The organism is Paenibacillus sp. HWE-109 (assembly GCF_022163125.1).
In the GTDB taxonomy this organism is placed as follows: Bacteria; Bacillota; Bacilli; order Paenibacillales; family NBRC-103111; genus Paenibacillus_E.
The window spans coordinates 7,736,920-7,758,035 of the sequence record NZ_CP091881.1 but is presented as its reverse complement, the minus strand read 5'-3'; the positions used below and the strand labels follow the sequence as shown (position 1 = coordinate 7,758,035).

At 48.7% G+C, this 21,116-nt stretch carries 19 protein-coding genes and 1 pseudogene; 7 read left to right on the top strand and 13 right to left on the bottom strand.

Going from position 1 to position 21,116, the window contains the following annotated elements:
- Nucleotides 1–597 precede the first annotated feature (597 nt).
- Nucleotides 598–1,812 carry an NO-inducible flavohemoprotein gene (gene hmpA / locus LOZ80_RS33355; RefSeq protein ID WP_238168550.1) on the top strand — a complete coding sequence of 405 codons (1,215 nt, stop codon included), beginning with the start codon at nucleotides 598–600 and terminating at the stop codon, nucleotides 1,810–1,812.
- Here hmpA and LOZ80_RS33350 read toward each other — a convergent pair.
- The 3 genes from LOZ80_RS33350 to LOZ80_RS33340 all read right to left on the bottom strand — a co-directional run bounded on the left by LOZ80_RS33350 (nucleotide 1,807) and on the right by LOZ80_RS33340 (nucleotide 4,229).
- Complete coding sequence (locus tag LOZ80_RS33350) at nucleotides 1,807–2,325, bottom strand: Crp/Fnr family transcriptional regulator (protein ID WP_238168549.1); 519 nt, start codon at nucleotides 2,323–2,325, stop codon at nucleotides 1,807–1,809. The genes hmpA and LOZ80_RS33350 overlap by 6 nt on opposite strands.
- 70 nt (nucleotides 2,326–2,395) lie before the next feature.
- The gene (locus LOZ80_RS33345) at nucleotides 2,396–2,947 is read right to left on the bottom strand and encodes a hypothetical protein (protein WP_238168548.1); all 552 of its coding nucleotides are present in this window, start codon (nucleotides 2,945–2,947) and stop codon (nucleotides 2,396–2,398) included.
- 106 nt (nucleotides 2,948–3,053) lie between these two features.
- On the bottom strand, nucleotides 3,054–4,229 hold the full coding sequence (locus LOZ80_RS33340) for an ROK family transcriptional regulator (RefSeq protein WP_238168547.1): 1,176 nt from the start codon (nucleotides 4,227–4,229) through the stop codon (nucleotides 3,054–3,056).
- Nucleotides 4,230–4,410: 181 nt separating this feature from the next.
- On the opposite strand from LOZ80_RS33340, the gene xylA reads away from it, so the two are divergent.
- Nucleotides 4,411–5,730 carry a xylose isomerase gene (xylA, locus tag LOZ80_RS33335; protein ID WP_238168546.1) on the top strand — a complete coding sequence of 440 codons (1,320 nt, stop codon included), beginning with the start codon at nucleotides 4,411–4,413 and terminating at the stop codon, nucleotides 5,728–5,730.
- Between the two features lie 143 nt (nucleotides 5,731–5,873).
- On the opposite strand, the gene LOZ80_RS33330 is transcribed toward xylA, so the two are convergent.
- The 6 genes and pseudogenes from LOZ80_RS33330 to LOZ80_RS33305 all read right to left on the bottom strand — a co-directional run bounded on the left by LOZ80_RS33330 (nucleotide 5,874) and on the right by LOZ80_RS33305 (nucleotide 8,841).
- Nucleotides 5,874–6,359, bottom strand: coding sequence for a CBO0543 family protein (locus tag LOZ80_RS33330; RefSeq protein WP_238168545.1), 486 nt, complete (start codon nucleotides 6,357–6,359; stop codon nucleotides 5,874–5,876).
- Complete coding sequence (locus LOZ80_RS33325) at nucleotides 6,356–6,850, bottom strand: CBO0543 family protein (protein ID WP_238168544.1); 495 nt, start codon at nucleotides 6,848–6,850, stop codon at nucleotides 6,356–6,358. Before LOZ80_RS33325 ends, LOZ80_RS33330 begins: the two co-directional genes overlap by 4 nt.
- Nucleotides 6,851–6,987: 137 nt before the next feature.
- Nucleotides 6,988–7,245, bottom strand: a complete 258-nt coding sequence (locus tag LOZ80_RS33320) for a YiaA/YiaB family inner membrane protein (protein ID WP_238173189.1) — start codon at nucleotides 7,243–7,245, stop codon at nucleotides 6,988–6,990.
- Nucleotides 7,237–7,440: pseudogene (locus LOZ80_RS33315) on the bottom strand (YiaA/YiaB family inner membrane protein); the annotation flags it as partial. The gene LOZ80_RS33320 and the pseudogene LOZ80_RS33315, both read right to left, overlap by 9 nt.
- A 164-nt stretch (nucleotides 7,441–7,604) precedes the next feature.
- Nucleotides 7,605–8,057: a hypothetical protein gene (locus LOZ80_RS33310; RefSeq protein ID WP_238168543.1), complete on the bottom strand. Its 453-nt coding sequence runs from the start codon at nucleotides 8,055–8,057 to the stop codon at nucleotides 7,605–7,607.
- A gap of 4 nt (nucleotides 8,058–8,061) precedes the next feature.
- Nucleotides 8,062–8,841, bottom strand: coding sequence for a hypothetical protein (locus LOZ80_RS33305; RefSeq protein WP_238168542.1), 780 nt, complete (start codon nucleotides 8,839–8,841; stop codon nucleotides 8,062–8,064).
- A gap of 177 nt (nucleotides 8,842–9,018) precedes the next feature.
- Between LOZ80_RS33305 and LOZ80_RS33300 the strand changes: the two genes are divergently transcribed.
- Nucleotides 9,019–10,308 carry a glycoside hydrolase family 18 protein gene (locus LOZ80_RS33300; RefSeq protein ID WP_238168541.1) on the top strand — a complete coding sequence of 430 codons (1,290 nt, stop codon included), beginning with the start codon at nucleotides 9,019–9,021 and terminating at the stop codon, nucleotides 10,306–10,308.
- Nucleotides 10,309–10,953: 645 nt separating this feature from the next.
- On the opposite strand, the gene LOZ80_RS33295 is transcribed toward LOZ80_RS33300, so the two are convergent.
- Nucleotides 10,954–12,693 (bottom strand): methyl-accepting chemotaxis protein, encoded by a 1,740-nt coding sequence (locus LOZ80_RS33295; protein WP_238168540.1) that lies wholly within the window; start codon nucleotides 12,691–12,693, stop codon nucleotides 10,954–10,956.
- A 292-nt stretch (nucleotides 12,694–12,985) separates the two neighbouring features.
- Here LOZ80_RS33295 and LOZ80_RS33290 point away from each other — a divergent pair, with 292 nt between their 5' ends.
- The 4 genes from LOZ80_RS33290 (at nucleotide 12,986) to LOZ80_RS33275 (ending at nucleotide 18,316) form a co-directional block, all read left to right on the top strand.
- Nucleotides 12,986–15,586, top strand: a complete 2,601-nt coding sequence (locus LOZ80_RS33290) for an Ig-like domain-containing protein (RefSeq protein ID WP_238168539.1) — start codon at nucleotides 12,986–12,988, stop codon at nucleotides 15,584–15,586.
- A gap of 159 nt (nucleotides 15,587–15,745) precedes the next feature.
- Entirely contained in the window at nucleotides 15,746–16,144 is a 399-nt protein-coding gene (locus LOZ80_RS33285) for a hypothetical protein (RefSeq protein WP_238168538.1), read from the top strand.
- Between the two features lie 151 nt (nucleotides 16,145–16,295).
- Nucleotides 16,296–17,396 (top strand): carbohydrate kinase, encoded by a 1,101-nt coding sequence (locus LOZ80_RS33280; RefSeq protein WP_238168537.1) that lies wholly within the window; start codon nucleotides 16,296–16,298, stop codon nucleotides 17,394–17,396.
- A 5-nt stretch (nucleotides 17,397–17,401) separates the two neighbouring features.
- Complete coding sequence (locus tag LOZ80_RS33275) at nucleotides 17,402–18,316, top strand: pseudouridine-5'-phosphate glycosidase (protein ID WP_238168536.1); 915 nt, start codon at nucleotides 17,402–17,404, stop codon at nucleotides 18,314–18,316.
- Between the two features lie 58 nt (nucleotides 18,317–18,374).
- On the opposite strand, the gene LOZ80_RS33270 is transcribed toward LOZ80_RS33275, so the two are convergent.
- The 3 genes from LOZ80_RS33270 to LOZ80_RS33260 all read right to left on the bottom strand — a co-directional run bounded on the left by LOZ80_RS33270 (nucleotide 18,375) and on the right by LOZ80_RS33260 (nucleotide 21,060).
- Complete coding sequence (locus LOZ80_RS33270) at nucleotides 18,375–18,950, bottom strand: nitroreductase family protein (RefSeq protein ID WP_238168535.1); 576 nt, start codon at nucleotides 18,948–18,950, stop codon at nucleotides 18,375–18,377.
- A gap of 70 nt (nucleotides 18,951–19,020) precedes the next feature.
- The gene (locus LOZ80_RS33265; RefSeq protein ID WP_238168534.1) at nucleotides 19,021–19,809 is read right to left on the bottom strand and encodes an ABC transporter ATP-binding protein; all 789 of its coding nucleotides are present in this window, start codon (nucleotides 19,807–19,809) and stop codon (nucleotides 19,021–19,023) included.
- Between the two features lie 21 nt (nucleotides 19,810–19,830).
- Nucleotides 19,831–21,060, bottom strand: a complete 1,230-nt coding sequence (locus LOZ80_RS33260; protein WP_238168533.1) for an MFS transporter — start codon at nucleotides 21,058–21,060, stop codon at nucleotides 19,831–19,833.
- Nucleotides 21,061–21,116: the final 56 nt, after the last annotated feature.

The following is a 21,116-nucleotide window of genomic DNA, read 5'->3' as shown; positions in this document are numbered from 1 at the left end:
TGCCCTTGCGCAGGCGCGCGACGATCGCGTCCGCGCCGTCATTCGCATAGCCATCGGGGTACACGATGGCTTCCTCACCCGCGATGCGCTCAATCGGCGCACCACAGCGCACTTCCCGGACCGTGACGGGTCCGAGCTCAATATAGCCGATCCCGAATTGGGCCAGCGCTCTGTGCGCTGTCCCATGGGGATCGAGGGAACCGCTCAAGCCGATCGGGCAAGCGATCGGCACCCCGGCCAGCTGCCCCTCCAGGATCGGGGACAGCTCCATATGCCCCATCGTTTTGATCACGAAGGTGCCGCCTGGAATACGGCTTAATCCGCCTATGGCCTCAAGTGTCCAATTGCGAGCGATGCGCCCTGGCAGCCGAAATAACAAAGGACGAAATAGCGCATGGTACGACCAATCCGGCATCAGGATGCTCCTGTTCTTTGGCAAAATGGAAATTTCTTCATTCTAGTATATCGCGAATAAGCCGAGGTGGAAACAGACACAAAATGTTGAATTTTCGTGTGATTGCAATCACACAGCCGTTTCTTTGCTTTCCGTATACTTACCTCATCAACAGAAATCCTGTACGAAGGTGGGCAACCGATATGCTAAGTCAACGAACCATAGAAATTATTAAATCCACAGTTCCTGTATTAGAGATTCATGGCACTGCTATCACCAAGCGATTCTATGAGATGCTGTTCACCGCGCATCCTGAACTATTGAACATCTTCAATCATGCCAATCAAAAACAAGGCAAACAACAGACAGCTCTAGCGAATGCGGTATATGCCGCTGCCCTGCATATTGATCGGTTAGAAGCGATACTGCCTGTCGTGAAGCAAATCGCCCATAAACATCGCAGCCTAGGCGTTCTACCCGAGCACTATCCGATTGTCGGTCAGCATCTGTTGGCGGCTATCCAAGAGGTACTTGGCGCAGCAGCTACAGAAGATATTTTACAAGCATGGGGTGAGGCTTACGGGGTGATTGCTGGTGCTTTCATCGGTGTCGAAAAGGAGATGTATCAGCAAGCAAAATCCCAAGAAGGCGGCTGGGCAGACTTCAAGCCCTTCCGTCTTGTCCGGAAGGTCAAAGAAAGTGAGGTCATCACTTCCTTTTACTTGATCCCTGCCGATGGCGGAGCACTCGCTGCTCATGAACCTGGGCAGTATATAAGTGTCAAAGTCCAAATTCCAGGAGAACCTCATACGCATATTCGGCAGTACAGTCTTTCTGACACAGCCGACAAAGGCTATTACCGGATCACAGTGAAACGGGAAGATCCTGCAGCGGATCGCCCAGGCGGCAAGGTATCCGTATACCTGCATGAGCATCTGGAGATCGGTGATGTGCTGCCAATCTCAGCGCCTGCTGGCGACTTCACCCTGGATCAGCAGGATTCGCGGCCTGTTGTGCTCATCAGCGGAGGCGTAGGCCTTACCCCTCTGGTCAGCATGCTGAACACCTTGGCGGCAAAGCAGCCACATCGCCAGGTCACCTTCATCCATGCCGCTCAGAACGGTCAGCTTCATGCTCTGAAGCAGCAGGTAGAAGCCGTTGCCGCTCAGCATGACGATATAAGTGTCTACTGGTGCTATGACAAACCGACAGAGCGCGATCTAACCGAAAAAACCTTCCACAAAGAAGGTTACATCGATCTCGCCTGGCTGAAAACTGTTGTGCCTAACCGAGCAGCCTGCTTCTACTTCTGTGGTCCCCACCCTTTCATGAAAGCCATCTATGCGGCGCTTCGCGAGTGGGAAATTCCGACGGAAGATATTCATTTTGAGTTTTTCGGACCTGCGGGCAGCTTATAAAAGGTTCGTGCCGCGCTGCACTTGTTCCCGCAGCAACCGATTGACTGTCTCTCTGCGCAGTCCGATGAATTGGCCGATTTCTTCCTGGGTCAACACATCGGTTAAGACCAGACTGCCCAGATAATGATGCATCCAGCGCTGAAGCTTCACCAGCTTCATGGCTGGCGTCACTTCGGTCAACTGATCAATCCGCTGCTGCATCATCCGCAGCTTATCCTGCAATTGCCGCGCAATGGCGCGGAATTTCTCTGGATGCTGCTCCAGATCCCGATACCATGTTTCCGGCGAAATCGTCTCTATGTCGCACGTCACCAGCGCAATAGCAGTTCCATAGTTGGGACTCGGACTCATGAGGGAGTGATGCGGGATGGTCTCTTCCGGGACGATGATGTTGACCAGCGTCGGCGTGCCGTCTTCATGGACGCGAACAATTTTCAACAAACCGCTTCTTAGCCGGTATAATCCCCCTGTTTCGCCTTGGCGGAACAGGGTTTCTCCTTTATGAATGATCATCTGCTTCTCCTTCGAAGAGAAAAAGCGACAGCCATTGGATAGGCTGATCGCTTTTTTATCGTTTGATTCTCTAAAGTTCTTTTTTTAAAGGGATCATTTTGCTGCGAAACAGCGTGAAAGCATTGGACCACTTGGCAACGAAATTCAACTGTTCCACCTTGCCAATCAACCATACGGATACCATGAGTCCCAGCAAAGAAACAACCACTGCCGCAGGCAAAGCCCACAAAGAAGTCGGATGGGCAAAAAAAGGAATAAAGGAAACCGCCAGAATCGGCGCCGCGTTCCATTTGAAGAATTGAATCAAGAGAATCGTCATCAAAGCAGTCAAGAAAAATGAAACAGCGCCTTGGCTTAGGCTGTACATGAAACTGCCAATGGATACAGCTATGATAGCGCCAACGGTAATACGCCCGATATCTTTAATTTGATCCACGCGGTGCATGAACAGAAAGCTGAAAGCACCGAGGGTCGGATAGAACACCATCTTCATGGATGGGAAATGATAGGACGCCCAATACGCTCCCATCAAGTAGCAGCAAATAATAAATGAACGCAGAAGCATCGTTGATTCCCGTCCTTCTATATAAAATAAGGAAATACCGAGTTCATGACTAGGCATTCCCTATTCTACCGAACATACAAACCGTCGGTCAATCCCTTTTTCCTTTGGAAAATAAAACCTCTGCCGATTAATTTGTGGATCGATTTGTGGGCAGATTTGCGGATCAATTATGCTCTACAGACACGGTCGTAGACGCGAAAAATTTGGTTACGGCAAAAGAGGCCGCCCCAAGCACGGTGGAACGGTCGCTCAACTCGGTAAACGCCACGTTCAACAGCTTGCGCGGATGAGGCAGGGAGCGCTTCTCCAACAGTTGAAGCAGCGGCTTCATCAGCCATTTCTCCGCCCCGGCTAAGCGGCCGCCCAGAATGACGAACTCCGGATTGTAGCTATTGATGATATTGACGACGCCAACACCGAGAAAGTAGCCGAGACGCTCGAACAAAGCGATGATCGCGGGATCTCCAGCTTCTGCTTTTCTCAGCAGCATCTCTAGGGTAATGGAGCTTCCGAATTCTTGGCGCGCCCGCTCCAGCAGCGCATGCTCCGACGCATACAACTCCCAACAGCCTGAGCTGCCGCAGCGGCATTTGGGCCCGTCGTGCTGGATCGAGATATGTCCAATCTCTCCCGAAAACCCCGTGGCTCCGCGGTAAAGTTCGCCTTTGATGATGATGCCGGCCCCAATTCCGATGCCTATAGAAACATACACCAGGTTAGCCGTTTCTCTGCCGGCACCGAACTGCTTCTCGCCCACCGCTCCGGCATTTGCTTCATTGTCAATAACGACAGGTATATGGAAGGCCTCTTCCATATCCTTCTGCAAAGGGACATTCTCCCACTCGAGATTCGGCGCGAACAAGAGCGTGCCGTCCTCATCACAGATGCCTGGCACTCCGATTCCAATGCCTATAACCCCGTAGACGCTTTCTGGCGCGCCGTTGATCAGATCGCGAATTGTTGTCTTGAGCAAATCTATGACTTCTCGAGCAGACGGGTTGTCATGATTGACCCGCTTCTCACGAACGACCTTACCGGTTAAGTCAGTGAGCACCGCAAGAATATCATGTACGCCCAGATCGACGCCAATCGCGTAGCCAGCCGTACCGTTGAACAGCAGCATCATCGGCTTCCGCCCGCCGCTGGATTCGCCGACACCGATTTCATCGACAAGACTGCTCTCGATCAGTTCATTCACAAGGCTGGACACCGTTGCCTTGGTCAGCCCTGTGATCTCCGCGATCCGTGCGCGGGAGATCGGTGAGTCCGTGCGTATATGATGAAGTACGATAGATTTATTTATTTTTTTCACAAGATTCAAGTCGCCTGTTTGTTTCATGCCTGCCCCCACATTGCTTCGATTGCTTGTCTTGCTTTCACTTTGCTGAATATGGAAATAAGTTTACCATGAATGGCTTTTTCTCGCACCAACTAAGTTTGTTTAATGAATTTACAAACTATTCGAATGATGCTATGATGACTGCATAAGCATTTATCACCTACATTTGGAGGCTGAATTCATGAGCTACTTTGATAACATTCAACCGATTAAGTACGAAGGCCGCACATCCACGAATCCGCTATCTTTCAAATTTTATAATCCCGATCAAGTCGTGCTCGGTAAACCGATGCGTGAACACCTGCGTTTTGCAATCGCTTACTGGCACTCCTTTTCCGCTAATGGCTCCGATCCTTTCGGCAGCGGCACGATGGTTCGCGCTTGGGATCAATACTCCGGCCTAGAGCTTGCCAAAGCACGTGTTGACGCTTGTTTCGAATTGCTCCACATCCTCGATGTCGACTACTTTGCGTTCCATGACCGCGATATTGCGCCTGAGGGCGATACATTGCAAGAAACAAATCAAAATCTCGATGCGATCGTCGCTTTAATCAAAGATAAAATGGCATCCAGCGGCAAAAAGCTGCTCTGGAACACAGCTAACATGTTCACAAACCCGCGCTTCGTGCACGGTGCGGCTACAACGAATAACGCAGACGTCTTCGCTTACGCTGCTGCGCAAGTAAAAAAAGCTCTCGACCATGCCAAAGAGCTTGGCGCTGAGAACTATGTTTTCTGGGGCGGTCGCGAAGGTTACGAAACCCTGCTAAATACAGACCTCGGTCTGGAGCTCGATAACTTGGCCCGCTTCCTGCACATGGCTGTTGATTATGCCCGAGAGATCGGCTACACCGGTCAATTCCTGATCGAGCCCAAGCCCAAAGAGCCGTCCAAGCACCAATACGATTTCGATGCAGCTACGACGCTGTCGTTCTTGCAGAAGTATGACTTGCTGCCTTACTTCAAATTAAACCTGGAAGCTAACCACGCCACGCTTGCTGGGCACACGTTCGAGCATGAGCTTCGCGTAGCTCGTATCAACGGCATCCTTGGGTCCATCGATGCGAACCAAGGCGACTTGCTGCTTGGCTGGGATACCGACGAGTTCCCGACTGACTTGTACTCGACTACGCTTGCGATGTACGAAATCCTGCTCAACGAAGGCGGCATCGGCCGCGGCGGCGTGAACTTCGACGCCAAGGTTCGCCGGACGTCCTTCGAGCCGGTTGATGTGGTTTACTCTCACATCGCAGGGATGGACGCTTTTGCCCGCGGCTTAGAAGTCGCTGCCAAATTGATTGAGGATCAGGTGTTCGACCAAATCCTCGACACGCGTTATGCTTCCTTCAAATCCGGCATTGGAGCGGATATCGTGTCCGGCAAAGCCGACTTCAAATCCCTTGAAGCCTACGCGCTTGCCAATCATGGTGCCATCGTGAACCAATCCGGTCGCTTGGAATTGATCAAAGCCACCGTTAATCAATATCTGATCAACACCTAATTAGCAGGAATTCTGATTGGAATTCCCGAGTTCCCGAAATCCCGAGCTCCATCAATCTATCGCTCCAGATACGCCAACCCCTGATTCATCGGCGTATTTGGGGCGATTTTCGTATCATTTATCCCCTATATTAACCCGCCAGGTCACTCCAAACGACCCTCTGGATCATTCTCCCGAAAAAACCAGCGATTAAAGATCAGTGAAAGATGCAAAGTTACCCACGTACTCAGAAAAGTCCAGTACCAACTCCAAGAATGATAATCAATTAGCTCCGTGTACGTCTCAATCACAATTTCAAGGAGGGTAATTCCTGCTGGAAAAGCCGCTATGTACAGAATTCGCAGTCCTAACTTTCTGCCAGCCGGGTAAAAGATATTTAAATAAACAGCAATCGTTGGATAGGCCATAATTTCAAAAGTAAGGCTTGTAAAGTTATGTTTAAGCTCCCTGAGCGGATAAGACAACCAACCGTTCTGAACAACAACAAGTCCCATAATCCAGGTCAAAAACTGTTGAAACAGAAAAGCAACCTGCGCTTTACGTCGATGCCGCTTGGGCACGAGCACCAGCCCTATCAGGGAAACGCCCCAAACAGCTATCAGGATCATTCGCTCTGCCATCAAACTCATACTGGATTGTCTACCTTTCCTGAACTGCCTTCTTTTGAGAAAAACCATCCTTCATATTTTCTGGTTATGTTCAGAACGGCCCAAATTACCAGCATGTGAAAGTAGACATTGAAATGCCTATACTCCAGCAGGTTGGTGTACTTCGAAATAAGGGCAGAATACGTCCCAATAGCGATTACGAAGTGCGCCTGAAACAACCATTTCAGAACGCTGCTCTTAGAATTTGGATAGTACAAGGAGAACAGGGTTGATACAAAGGGAAACAAGAGATAGTTATTCGTAAAATTACTCCCGGATGCCGCAGGAAATTCACGAATCGGATTTTCATAAAAACCCCATTCCACAAACATGACACTCAAAACCCAGGTAATTAATTGCGTGGAAAGAAACAAAAGCACTGCTTGCCTGATGCGATTCTTCGGAACTAAGACGGGCATGAGAGTCATACAGATCACCCAAGCCAAAATTAAAATAGCTCGCTCTATGGACATAACCTCAGCCTTTCTACTCCAATTGTCCTATTATCCCAATATGCCCTTTTTACTTTTGTTTATCCCCCAAAAATATCAGAAAAAAAACGAGCCTCCCAGAATCGCTTCTAAGGCTCGTTTCATATTTAGCATTTCCCTTAAAATTCTTCGACTTTATTGTCAACCAGTGGCAATAAAGGTTCATCATCATTGTTATCACGCACGGTTTTCTGCAGGACGAAAGACGACATCGTAAGGAATAGCGCCGTAACCGCATAATAACCTTTCACTGAAAGCAGCTGTTCCAAGTTAATAATCCCTATAAACATACCGAGCAGCGCCAGGGCGAAAGAACTCCAAGCCAGGAAAGTGAATGCTGCTGTATTTCTTTTGCGGTTGCCATAGCCATCCTCCAAATTATCCCGGATGACCTTCTGCAGAACGAAGGCGGACATGGTCAGAAACAAGGCACATACGGCGAAATAGCCTTTGACGCTTAGCGATTCCTCCAAGGTATAAATCCCGATGAACATAGCCAGAAATGCGCCAATAAAAGATGTCCAAGCCATGAAAGTGAACGCTGTTGTATTTCGTCTCCGAGTGTTATTCATCTCAAAAGTCCCCCTGTGGTTGCTGCTGCAACGCTTTGATATCGTGCTCTTGGTCCTTATTATAGGAGAACACTTCCGTCTCAGATAGTACTATTTACCAATAGTACCTCATCCAAGCTTGCACACGACATCATTAAGAGGCTAGGCCTTCCGCTTAACCCCTGTTATTCACATATGGCAACGCCATAAGCAAGATGCTCCCAGAAGACTTCCTGAATAGGGGCAATTTCGTCTTTCACACAAGCGACAAGCACAATAACTTCGGATTTTTGATTGTTGGATGCTGCAATCACCCTTTTCTTTTGCCGAGATACATCAATGGTAAACCCAACCAGGAAACCTGTTACAGCACCAATTATACCCCATAGAATGGGTCCACCCGTCAAAATGAAACCATAGGATGAGCCTATGACTGCGCAAGCCGTGGCCAGAGCAGCACCTAGGTCGAACAAACTCGTACCGTCTGAACCTGTGATGCTGTCAAACATCCTAAGCTTCTGAGGCCTCTGATGCAGAGGGACTGCATAGATATTCTCCTTCATAATCCCCGCCTCTTCTAGGGCAGTAATCGCCATTTCCACATAAATCGAATGGTTGAATGAAGCGATAACATGCATAATTTCACCCTCCTTTACGAGATGGAGATCGCGGAAATACGAATCGTTGATCTTGATACTCCGCCTTTAACAGATTAGCTTGCTCATGATCAAATAACTTGTTGTATTCAACCGTAGTCACATAAGCATCATAGGCAGCGAAAGCATAAATAGATGGCAGGAATAAGAACCAGTGCTTATTAACTTCTTTCGCTGAACGCGCTAAATCGCCCAGCAGCAAATAGTGAATGCCTTCAAGCAAATGCGACCAGTAACAAACTAAAATCCAATTCCCCAGAACAAAGAAAGCATTCAGAATACGATGGGTAAACAATTGTCCCATGCCTGGCATCAGCAATGACCAGACAACCGCCATCGATGGTGAGCGCTTATCCAGATAGTTGATTTCTATGATGCCCATCTTAAACGGCGCGATCGGAGCATTTTCCCTCTTGGCCAGAATATATTGATGATTTAAATCAATGCTTGTCCGGTAACTGTCATAGATGGCGAATAAATAAACAGGCGCGTAGAGCGACATCCATCGAATTTGCATCACTTCAGTGGCTTGCTCAAATTGACCTATAAACGTGTAGACCATCGCTTCATTCAGATGCATTTGACTATTAATAAACATTTCCCACCCAATTAGAATAAAACCACGCAAATATTTAGATAAGAGCAAATGACCGAATCCGGGGAAAGCGGCAGACCACCAGGTGATGATGAGCGGATTGCGCAAATGGAGTTGAGTAATGCCTACTAAGCTAAGAAAAGCGATTTGACGACGTGGTTTGGGTCTCATGGACAGCTTCCTTATGAATTGATTTCCAATTGTTGTAGTATCTTCTTTCCCAAGCAAGATATACATCGATAAATTAGTTTCCCTAGACATACACCCAGAGCGGCCCTTTCGAATATGGTAAAAGAAAAAGTAGGCTCGGATGCAATCCTTTGCTTACGAAGAAAGTGAGGAACTCCCATGCAAATTCACGTAGTCCAGAGAGGACAGACGTTGTATCGCCTTTCGCAGGTATATGGTGTATCGGCAGACGCCATCGCAGACGCCAATGAGATGACGCCCAGTCAATCACTGGTTATCGGACAGGCACTGGTTATTCCGATTGCAGGCTCGTATTATTGGGTTCAGTCCGGCGAAAGTCTCTATCTGATTGCCAACAAACTCGGACTCGATCTACAGAACCTGGCTAAGATGAATGGCATTACCGTCTACCAGCCGCTTCCCGTCGGCTTTCGCTTGTATATCCCCCCAACTCCGCGTACACAAGCTGAGGTGAATGCTTATCTGGAACCCCGAGGCACCGATGTAGCGCCCAACTTGATTCAGTCTGCTAAGGAAGCGGCCCCTCATCTAACGTACCTGGCCCCCTTCAGCTTCCGCATCAAGCGCGATGGTACGCTGCAAGTTCCCCCATTAGATGATCTGGGTGCCATTGCCAAGCAGTATAACGTTACGTTGATGATGGTTGTAACCAACTTGGAGAATGATCAGTTCAGCGCTGAGCTGGGCCATCTCTTCCTAACGGATGAAGCCATCCAAAACCGTCTGCTCCAGACGATCCAAACGACGGCAAGACAATATGGCTTCAGGGATATCCACTTTGATATCGAGCATCTGTATCCCGATGACCGCGATGCCTATACCCGGTTCCTGCGCAAAGCAGCGGGTCAGATTCATCAACAAGGCTACCTGATGTCCACCGCCCTGGCGCCCAAGACCAGTGCTGCGCAAGCCGGCGAGTGGTACTCTGCTCACGATTACAGAGCGCATGGTCAGATTGCCGATTTCGTCGTCATTATGACCTATGAATGGGGCTACAGCGGTGGCCCGCCAATGGCCGTATCGCCGATTGGCCCCGTCCGCAAAGTGCTCGAATACGCGATTACCGAAATGCCCGCCTCCAAGATCATGATGGGTCAAAATCTGTATGGCTACGACTGGACGCTGCCCTTCGTCAAAGGCGGCGAATTCGCCAAAGCTGTCTCGCCACAGGCAGCTATCCAGCTTGCCCGCAGATTCAACTCGCAGATCTTGTATGATTACACGGCACAAGCGCCCCATTTCAACTACTGGGATGATAATGGCAAAGAGCATACTGTCTGGTTTGAAGATGCCCGCTCCATTCAAGCCAAATTCCGTTTACTTAAAGAGCTTGGCTTGCGCGGCATCAGCTATTGGAAACTCGGTCTTAAATTCCCGCAAAACTGGCTGCTGCTGGAAGAGCATTTCAATGTCGTGAAACGCCCATAAGAAAAACCCAGCCTGCGCTAGGTCATCCAATCCATGCACCTTGAGGCAAACCCAAGCCCCCCTAACGAACCCAATATCCTTTATTCGGTCAAAATCGCTCATTCTGAAATTTTAATGGATCCCTGATGCCCTATTTCAAACAAGTGATCACCTTTCCGCCTAAAATTCGCACGATAGCGTTAATCCAGTTCATTATATCGCCAAAGTAGCCATTTTCCGGTCTATAAGGCTCCTACAGTTCATTAGATGTTTTCAGCAATATAGCGGATCCTAGTCCTCTTTGGACTGTGCAATGACAGAGAGCGTCGTGTGAAAAGGAACTATGATCCGCTAAATGGCAGGAACTGGGGTAAACGCAGCATGAAAGGGAACTGAGATCCCCTATTTATGCGGAACTTACCAATTCCAGCCGGGAAATGGTGAAATAGCGGATCGTAGTTCCCTTTGAAGCGGAATATAGCGGTTTTCAGCATTATAGCGCACTGTAGTTCCCTCAAACTCGTTATCAGGACACATTTTACTAGTATCACGGCTTAATGTTCCCTATCTCCGCGCGATAGCCAGGCTAGAGGATCTCATTCTGCCAGTGCCGATTCTCATCAAAGAAAAAAGTCGGTGTAGGATGTCTTGTTTCCCTTATGCTTTCTATTCGACACGGAATCGACCAACCGCCTGCTGAAGCTGCTCGGCCATATCGAACAAACTCTTGGAGGAGAAAGAAATTTCCTCCATCATCGCCAATTGCTCTTCGTTGGCCGCAGCCGAATCTTGACTGGAAGACGCTCCCTTCTGTGCAGATACAGTCACGTTTTCCATAAAGGCAACGACCTCATCGCTGCGGGTCGCCACATGCGTGATCGCCGCACCCACCACTTCGACCTTTCTTGAAACGCCGCTGAAAGCATCCTGCATGAAGACCAGTGAATCATTCACCTGCGAAGAGGCGGCTACGCCATCTTCCGTCAGCTTCATCCCTTGCTTCATGACACTATCAACGTCTCTCGCTTTCCGCTCGATCTCATGCAGGAGAATAGCGATTTGTTTCGCTGCTTCGTTGGTTTGTCCAGACAGCTTGCGGACCTCACCTGCTACGATATTGAACCCTCTACCGCTATCCCCCGCCCTGGCTGCTTCAATCGCAGCATTCAATGCAAGCAGGTTCGTCTGCTCTGCAATCTCCGCGATTACCTCAGTAATCGAGCTGATTTGTCCACAGCTGTAACGAAGTTCATCCACGATCGTCCCAGCCGCTGAGACCTGATTGAATACAAGACCGATTCGTTCCTTCATCGTCTGAACGGATTCCATTCCGGCGCGGGAACTATCCGTCGCCTCCTCTGCCAGCTGCGCCATATGGAGGCTGTCCCCGTGAATGACCGCTAACTCCCCCTTCATAGCCTGAATGGTCGTTAGCGTCTCCGTTACTGTAGCTACTTGCTTTTGTATGCTATGAGACAGCACATCGGTCGATACCGCTATCGTCTCCGCCGCCAGCTTGCTTTGCTCCGCATTCCCGGCAAACTGTTCGGCTTGCCTGGCTAGCACATGCGCTCCCCGCTGCACATCTCCAATGAAGGCTCGCAGGCTGAACAGCATCGCCTGGAAAGATCGATGGAGCATGCCGACTTCATCCTTGGCAAGATCGTGCGTTGCCTGCTGGGACAGATTGCCCGTCTCGGCTTCGGCCATAAGCACTTGCATTGCCCTCAGCGGCTTAACGATCAGCGATGCTATCCATCGGCCGAAAAAGTAAAAGACAACAATGGCTGCAAGCGATGAGAGGATCAAAGTCCATATCAAACGGCTGTATTGCGAAATTCGCTCTTTATTCAGCGCTCCTGAGGTTTCCAGACGATCCTGCTGCAAACTTTCAATATAACCGCTGATGTCTTCCATCGTACTTTTTATATGAGTCTTATAGTACTGGTAGGCCTCTTTATCCTGCCCGGCTGCTGATAAACTCTTCACTTTTTTCTGATCTTCCTCGTAACTGAGCAACGCTTTTTTCAGCTTGGACATCCATAGCTCGCCTACAGGCTCACCACCTAAGGACTTCTCATAATCATCCAGCAGCAGATTCGTATGGCTGCGGATTTTGCTCATTTCATTATCCAACACTTCCTTATAGTGGGGGTCCGGTGCCAGAATATATTCTAATAATCGATCATTCATCGTATGTACATTGCTCTCTGCTTTATTGATCCAAGTCGTAGGCAAATAATCGTCTTCATACATCTTTTCCGCATTATGATTCATATCCCGTAGAAAAAAGAAGCTGGTCGCCGTTAAGAGCACAAGAAAAATAACCGCCACGACATTTAGGGTCAATATTTTATGGCTTATCCTCATATCTGCTGCTAGCCTGTTAACCTGAAATACTCTCATTATTTTTCTCCCTCTCCCTCTCTATGTAAAAACCTACCAGATAGGTCAACTATAACAGAGATTTGTAAAGAACGGATTAAATACAAGTTAATTAAGTTTTTTTTATTTGTTTTTTATTGTGTTAAGTTGCTTTATTGAACGTCGTATTTACCTATTCTTAACTCGTTAAATGCAGCGATTTCTTATGGTATCTATTCATTTTCGGCCCTTGCAAACCGATAAATATAAATAACTGTTCCAAATTTTTCATTTGTAATTACTTAAATAAAGGAACAACAGGAGGTAACAAAGCGTGAAGTCGAAGTCTAGATATAGTAAGTGGTTTTCGATGCTCATCATTTTCGCCCTAGCGAGTCAAACTTTATTTACAGGAATTGCATTGGCTGCTGAATCAATTTCCAAGCTTGTCCTGAATAAGAACGAGCTTGCCTTGCAAGTTGGAGATACTGCGAATTTAACGGCAACCGCTATTTTCGTAAGTGGAACTACAGAGAATGCTACCGTCAAAACGGACTGGAATTCCGGTACGACAGACGTAGCTTCCGTCTATGCAGGCGTTGTAACAGCTAAGAAAGAAGGTACAGCAGTCATTACTGCTACGTATATGGGCAAAACCGAGATTGTTAACGTTACGGTTAGCAAGAAGGTCAAGTCATTAACTAAAAACAAGTCCTCTATGGACCTCCGCTTGAATGCAAGTGATCAACTTATCATTACCGCTTATTATGATGACGGCTCCTCTGAGGTTGTAACGAGCAAGGCCGATTACACCGTAGATGCAAGCTCCATCGTTACCGTAACGAACGGATTAGTGAAAGGACAGAATCCCGGCAGCGCAACTGTGACAATCAAGTATATGAATCAAACGTTGACACTGCCTGTTGATGTTGAAGTAGTAAGACGTATTGATGCTGAGAAACCAGAAGTCTCCTTGCTGTTGAATGGAACAGAGAAAGTTAAGCTGATAGCCACCTACCCAGACGGTACTTTCGACGACGTATCCGAGAAAGCTGTATGGACCACAGACAAAGCCAGCGTAGCTGATGCGATCAAGGGCACAGTGAAAGGCTACAGTGTTGGAACGGCAAACTTAACTGCTACCTATGGTACGAAGTCCACGACGATCAAAGTGGATGTGGACAGTACGCTGAAAATCGATTTAGACAAGAAAAATGTACTAATGAAAAAAAATACGACAGATACGCTGAAGTTAACAGCGACCTATGCCAACGGAAGCACGGAAGATTTTACAGACCGTGCCGAATGGTCTTCCAGTGATGCTAACATTGTGCAAGTGTCCAAAGGAAAGATCTCCGCAATAGCTACCGGGGAAGCAACGATTTCTGCCAAATATGGCGAGAAAGTCGTGACAGCCAACATTGACGTAGAAGTTCCGCGCCGACTTGTTGTTAACACAGATTCGATATCTCTAAAAGCCGGTGATTCCCAAACGCTTATTCTGACCGCTACTTATGCGGATGGAACAAGCGGGCCGGTGACGGATGGCGCTGTCTGGACAGTGGATGATGATAAAGTTGCTTTTGTAAGCAAAGGTACAGTCACTACATACAAATCCGGTACCGCCACGATTACCGCAACCTACGGCGGCAAAACAACGACAACCAAAGTTGAAGTCGATATTCCGACGATCATCAAGCCCAGCAAGAAAATCGTAAATTTACAAATTGGCGGGTCTGAATCCATTGTTCTGATGGCCGATTTCAAAGATGGCCGTGGCTCTGTTGATGTCACTTCCAAGGCGGAGTGGTCAACAAGCTCCAAAGATATCGCTGAAGCTCGCTCCGGAGAAATTTCCGGTTTAGCGACAGGCGCAGCAACCATCACAGCCAAATACGGCACTCGTACAGCAGTCATTCAAGTATCCGTTGGTGTTCTCAAAAGCTTAACAGTCAACCAAGAAAAACTGGTGATGAAAAAAGGCGATGCGGTTACTTTAAAAGCAACTGCTGTATACACCGATGAGACAACGAAAGATGCAACTTCCGATGTTATCTGGACAAGCAGCAATGTCAAAGCGGCTACAGTTGATGCCGGCAAAGTGAAAGCAATCGCTTCGGGCGAAACTACGCTGACAGCTCAACTAGATAATAAAACAGTTACCATTCCTGTTCAGGTTGATATGGCCTCTGATCTTTCAGCAAATGTAACATCGCTAGTATTTGACCTTAACGAAACGAGAACCATCACTCTAACCGCTACAGATCTAGACGGCGCAAAGCGCACAGTTACGAATGAGGCAGAATGGAAAACGAGCAACAGTGCAATTGCCACCGTTTCCAAAGGGGTTGTAACCTCCGTTTCTCGCGGGAAAGCAACCATCACAGCTGTCTATGGCGGCAAAACGGTTACGATTCCGGTGGAAATCGGTGTGATTCAAGCACTTGTGGCTGATAAATCTTTCTTCGTTACCAAAAGCGGGGATCAAGTCCAACTGAAGCTGACAGCGACATTGGCCGATGGGACCATTAAAGATGTCACCTCAACGGCTACATGGAAAGTGTCTTCTTACAAATTAGGAACTGTTGTGAACGGACTATTCACCGCAACAGCATCTGGCAAAACGACCATTACTGGATCGTTTGGCGGCAAAACAATCGCGATTCCTGTAGAGATCGATTCTCTGAAATATTTGAAAACGGATGTCGTCAAAGTTGAGCTTCAAGAAGGCAAAACAGCTACAATTGAAGCTATTGCTACTTACACAGACGGATCGGAAGAAGATGTCACCAAGCCAGCGCTTTGGACCTCTTCCAACATTATGATTGCTGATGTGAAAGATGGCGTTATCCGCGCAACCGGTAAAGGGTCCGCCCGCATTACGGTCACCTACTCCAACATGAGAACAACCGTTCAGGTAACGGTTACGAAATAAGCTCAGCCAAACCGTTGTTTCCTTCCTGGGAAGCAGCGGTTTTTTCTTTAGATAAGACAGGAATTTCTTCTTCGTGCATACAAATTCGTACATAGGAGAATATATCCTTACCTGCATTTACAGAAAACACTATTCATCAAGTGCCTGGAGGTATGGATCATGCTTTCCCGTTCTATGAAACTAGCTTTGATTTCTTTTCTATGCATAACGACACTGCTTGGGGCGCACCAGTATCGGAAGCATTCCCGCAACCAGCAAATGATGGCTCAGCCAGCCAATTGGGAAACGGCCAAGCAAGGCTCGCCTACTTTTTTTCACACCAATCCATTCGGGATGCCTGGTGCAGACGTCAATTGGCAAACAAGGAATAACTTGACTAACCATGCTGCGGCTTATGGGCTTACGCCGCCGACGTCATTCAAAGCTTTAAGTGCCCAGGATCAGAACTTGGATATTACTCACAAGAAGGCTTGGTCAGGGTGGAATTACTTAGGGCTGCTCGGTCTACTCGGCATGTTAGGGCTCAGCAGACGCTCGGAATCACCGCCTTCCGACTAAATACCAAAGTATCGTCACAGGAGCTGCTCCCTTATGGGGAGTGGCTCTTTTTTATCCTTCATCCACACAATAAACATTTGTCTGTACACTAGACTTTTGTTTGTGAATGGTTTATGATACAGGTAGGTACTCGATGGAAAGGAGCTATTTCATGGATCGTGAACAGCAAATTCTAGCGCTTATCCGCCAAAATCCATTCATTTCCCAGCATGAAATGGCCAATATCATCGGCATTTCCCGATCAGCCGTAGCTGGATATATCGCGGCGTTAACCAAGAAAGGAACGATCCGCGGACGCGCTTATGTCACCTCTGAAGCACGTACAATCATGTGTATTGGCGGAGCTAACCTGGATAGCAAGGCGGTAAGCAAAGCGCCAATCCGTTTGGCCTCGTCCAACCCGGTAACCGTGAGCGAATCCTGCGGCGGTGTCGCGCGCAATATCGCGGAGTCACTCGCTGGGCTCGCTTGTCAGGTCTCTCTTCTCACCGTTGTCGGTGACGACAAAGCCGGACAATGGGTGTTGGATGCAACACGCCAACGCGGCGTTGACGTTAGTCAAGCCGTTACCCTTCAAGGCGAGAGCACGGGGAGTTACACCGCATTGCTCGATGCCACAGGCGAGATGTATTTGGCTTTTGCCAACATGGATATTTATGATAAATGCACACCTGCCCTGCTTAGGGACAAATGGCCGCATATGGCTGCCTCAAGGCTGATTATTGCCGATACCAATCTACCTGCCGATACATTAGGCGAATTGATTGAGCGCTGCCATGAAGAAGGGGTCACCTTATTCATCGACCCCGTGTCTTCGGAGAAGGCCAAGAAGCTGCCCCTGCAGCTGCAAGGAGTTAACGCTATATTTCCCAATCTCGAAGAAGCTTATCAATTAGCAGGCATTCCCGTTGGCGAAACTTCCGATTATCGGATGCTGGCCGAAGCGATTCGCAAGCGCGGCGTCCAGCATGTCTTCATTACACTTGGTATTGAAGGCGTGCTCTATGTCGGTGAGGAAGGCGACAAGCTCTTCTCGCCCCTTCCGACCAAGGTCGTCGAAGTTACAGGCGCAGGCGATGCCTTCGTCGCAGGTCTCGCCTACGGAATCATGCAGGAGCATTCTTACATGGATTCTTGCTCCTACGGCTTGTCTGCTTCTCATATTACTTTGCAAACAACGCAGTCCGTCGCTAGCGATTTAACCGAAGACCGGCTCCAACAAGTCCACAATTCGATAACTAAAGGAGACTAATCCCTATGCTGAATACATCCTATTTAACGTTCACTGATGAAGTCAAAGAAGCTTTAGCTGCTAATAAACCGGTCGTTGCCCTTGAAACGACAATCATTTCTCACGGCATGCCTTACCCGCAAAATATTGAAATGGCAAGAAAAGTGGAACAAATTATTCGCGACAACGGCGCTGTCCCGGCAACGATCGGCATCATGGACGGCAAGATCAAAATTGGCTTGAATGAGCAAGAGCTTGAAGCTTTTGCGACAAATGGTCAAGTTGAAAAAGTCAGCCGCCGCGACTTCGGCTATATCTTGTCCTCTGGCAAGATCGGTGCGACTACGGTAGCAGCTACGATGATTGGCGCAGCGCTTGCGGGCATCGAAGTGTTCGCAACGGGCGGTATCGGCGGCGTTCACCGTGAAGGTGAAGTATCCATGGACGTCTCCGCCGATTTGACCGAGCTGGCACAGACGAACGTAGCCGTTGTCTGCGCAGGCGTGAAGTCGATTCTTGATATTGGCCGGACGCTCGAATATTTGGAAACTCACGGCGTTCCCGTGGTTGGTTACCAAACGAGCGAATTCCCTTCCTTCTACGCACGCGAAAGCGGCTACGGCGTAGACTTCCGCCTTGATGATGCAGCGGACGTGGCAGCTATGCTCCGCACGAAGTGGGAGCTGGGCATCGCCGGCGGCGCCATCATTGCCAACCCGGTTCCCGCGGAATCCGCGATGAACCATCTGGAAATCGAAGGCGTCATTCAGCAGGCGCTGACTGAGGCCAAAGAGCAAAACGTGACCGGCAAGAAGGTCACGCCATTCCTGCTAGCGCGCATCAAACAGCTCACCGAAGGCCGCAGCTTGGAAACGAACATCGCGCTTGTTTATCACAATGCAGAAACCGCCGCGAAGGTTGCGGTTGCGCTCAAAAAATAAAGCAAAAAGACTGTTAATCACATCCATGCGACGTGATTAACAGTCTTTTTTTTGTAAGCTATTCACTCACCCAGATCGTCTTCTCGGCGAACGGCACGCGCTTCGATGTGGGAGCATCCACATCTGGATAACCGAGATAGATCAGAGCGACAAGTTCCTCCTGGTGGGCGAGACCGAACGTCTCTTTCATTTTGGCATGATACATTGGGGCACCTGACCGCCAGATCGCTCCGAGGCCCAAGGCGTGAGCGGTTAACAACATATTCTGTACCGCAGCATGTGCAGCTCCGTATTCCTCAATAACAGGAATGATTGGCGTTTCTGACGGTGTAACCGCAACTGCGATAACAACGGGAGCACGGAACGCTTTCTTCTCGCTGATGCTTTTCAGCTTCGCAAGTTCGTCCTCTGTGAGCGCCGGGTCCGCTTCAGCTAATGCCACTGCGGCATATCCTTGGCCGAGCAAACCTCTGCCATCTCCCGTCAAGACCCAGAAGCGCCATGGCTCTGTATGGCAATGGTTGGGCGCCCATGTGCCTGCCTCCAGAATTTCTTCGATCAACGCCTTGTCGATGGATTCCTGCTTCACCTTCCCCATGCTGCGTCGATCGCGAATCGCTTCTTTTATATCCATGTTTCTTTCCACTCCTTCAACTTGATCTTCCTCTATTGTTGCACGACCTCTTGCCTTGTGCAAACCTTATTCAAGCCTTATTCGGAATGGAAAGCCATGGACGCTCACTCTGCCAATTCACCTCAACCTGTGTCTCAAAAAAGGACGACAAGCCCTCGCTTGTCAACACATCACGTGAAGCCCCTTTGGCAAACACCTCGCCGCGGCGAATCAACAACGATTGATTAAAGACCGGAAGAATTTCTTCAATATGGTGCGTCACGAATAGCAAAGTAGGAGCATCCGGACCTTGAGCCAGCTCATTTACACTCGCCAACAAAGCTTCCCGCGATAGAAAATCGAGACCATTCGTCGCCTCATCCAAAATCAACAATTTGGGCGCAGCCATTAATGCTCTGGCAATCAGCACCTTCTGCTTCTCCCCTTGGGAGCAGGACTGGTACGTGCGATCGTATAAATGGAAGCAGGATAGACGCTGCATCAACTGCTTAGCCTGTTCGAAGTCCTCCTCGCTGGGCTTTTCATAAAGCCCTATGGAAGCATGCTTGCCGCTGATAACAACGTGCTGTGTTTTGTCAGAGGCGTACAACTTCTCCTGCAAAGAGGAGCTTACCCAACCGATCGATTTGCGCAGATCCCTTAAATCTACCGTTCCGAAGGGATGCCCCAACACGGACATATGCCCTTCACTCGGCCAGATATAGCCATTAATCATATTGAGCAGCGTTGTTTTGCCTGAACCATTCAACCCCAGCACAGCCCAATGCTCTCCGTGGGATACCTGCCAATCGACTTGGTTCAAAATCGTTTTATTTTCGCGGAACCAAGAGACTTTGTTCATTTCAATTATGGGAAGCATAGCGGTTCTCTCCTTCGCATATTAGGCGCTAACGGTTGCTTGCGGCAGTTCAGCTTCTTGCAGATTCAGCTTTTTATCAGTTGGAAGGAATACCGCCAACAGTCCGATTAACGGCAGGAAAGCACACAGTTTAATGACGAAAGAAATGCTGGTTGCGTCCGCCAACGTGCCAAGCACAGCCGATCCAATCCCGCCTAAGCCAAAAGCTAAGCCGAAAAACAGACCCGACACCGTCCCCACCTTGCCAGGCAGCAATTCTTGCGCATACACGACAATAACCGAGAAGCCGGATAACAAAATAAAACCAATACATGCACAAAGCACACCTGCCCAGAACAAATTAGCGTAGGGCAGCAGCAAGGAGAACGGTGCCGTTCCAAGGATCGAGAACCAGATCATATTCCGCCTGCCGAAACGATCTGCCAGCGGGCCTCCCATGAAGGTGCCTACGGCTCCAGCTGCCAACAGCGTGAAAATGAAGAGCTGTGCTTTTTCAACCGAAAGTTGGCTGTGTTCAATTAAATAGAAGGCATAAAACCCTGTCATGCTAGCAACGTAAACGAATTTAGAAAATAATAACATAATTAAAATCGTGATGGCATAGGCAACCATTTTGCGAGGGAGTTGCTTTTTGACAACACCTGTGGATTTGGATTTGGCAGGACGAGCTCCCATCTTGCGATACCATTTGGCCACGAAAAATTGAACGATAATACCGGCAGCAGCCACAAATGAAAACCAAATAATGCCGAACTGTCCGAAGGGCACGAAGATCAGTGCCGTAAATATAGGGGCTAGTGCCTGCCCGATGTTGCCGCCAGTTTGGAAGATCGACTGGGCGAGTCCCCGGCGGGGTCCGGCAGCCAAATAAGCAACCCGCGACGCTTCAGGATGGAGAACGGAGGAGCCTAGTCCGACGAGAATAACCGCTATAATGATCTGTGTGAACGAGGAAGCCACAGCTAGAACAATCACACCGATCAGCGAGAAGAATACACCAGCGGGCAGCAAAAAAGGCTTAGGTTTGGCATCTGTATACAGACCAATCAAGGGCTGGAACAAGGAAGCCGTCACATTCAACGTAAAGGCGATCCAACCGATTTGACTAAAGCTGAGGTGCAAGGATTCGTGAAGGATCGGGAAGACAGCTGGAATAACAGACTGAATGGCATCATTCAATAAATGCACCAAACTGATAGAAAATAAGATGGCGTAAACCGTTTGGTTGCGAGCGATACTTGAATCGGACATGTGAGAACAAACCCCTTTCGTCATATCATCTGACGTTTGAAATGATAGGAGAGTCG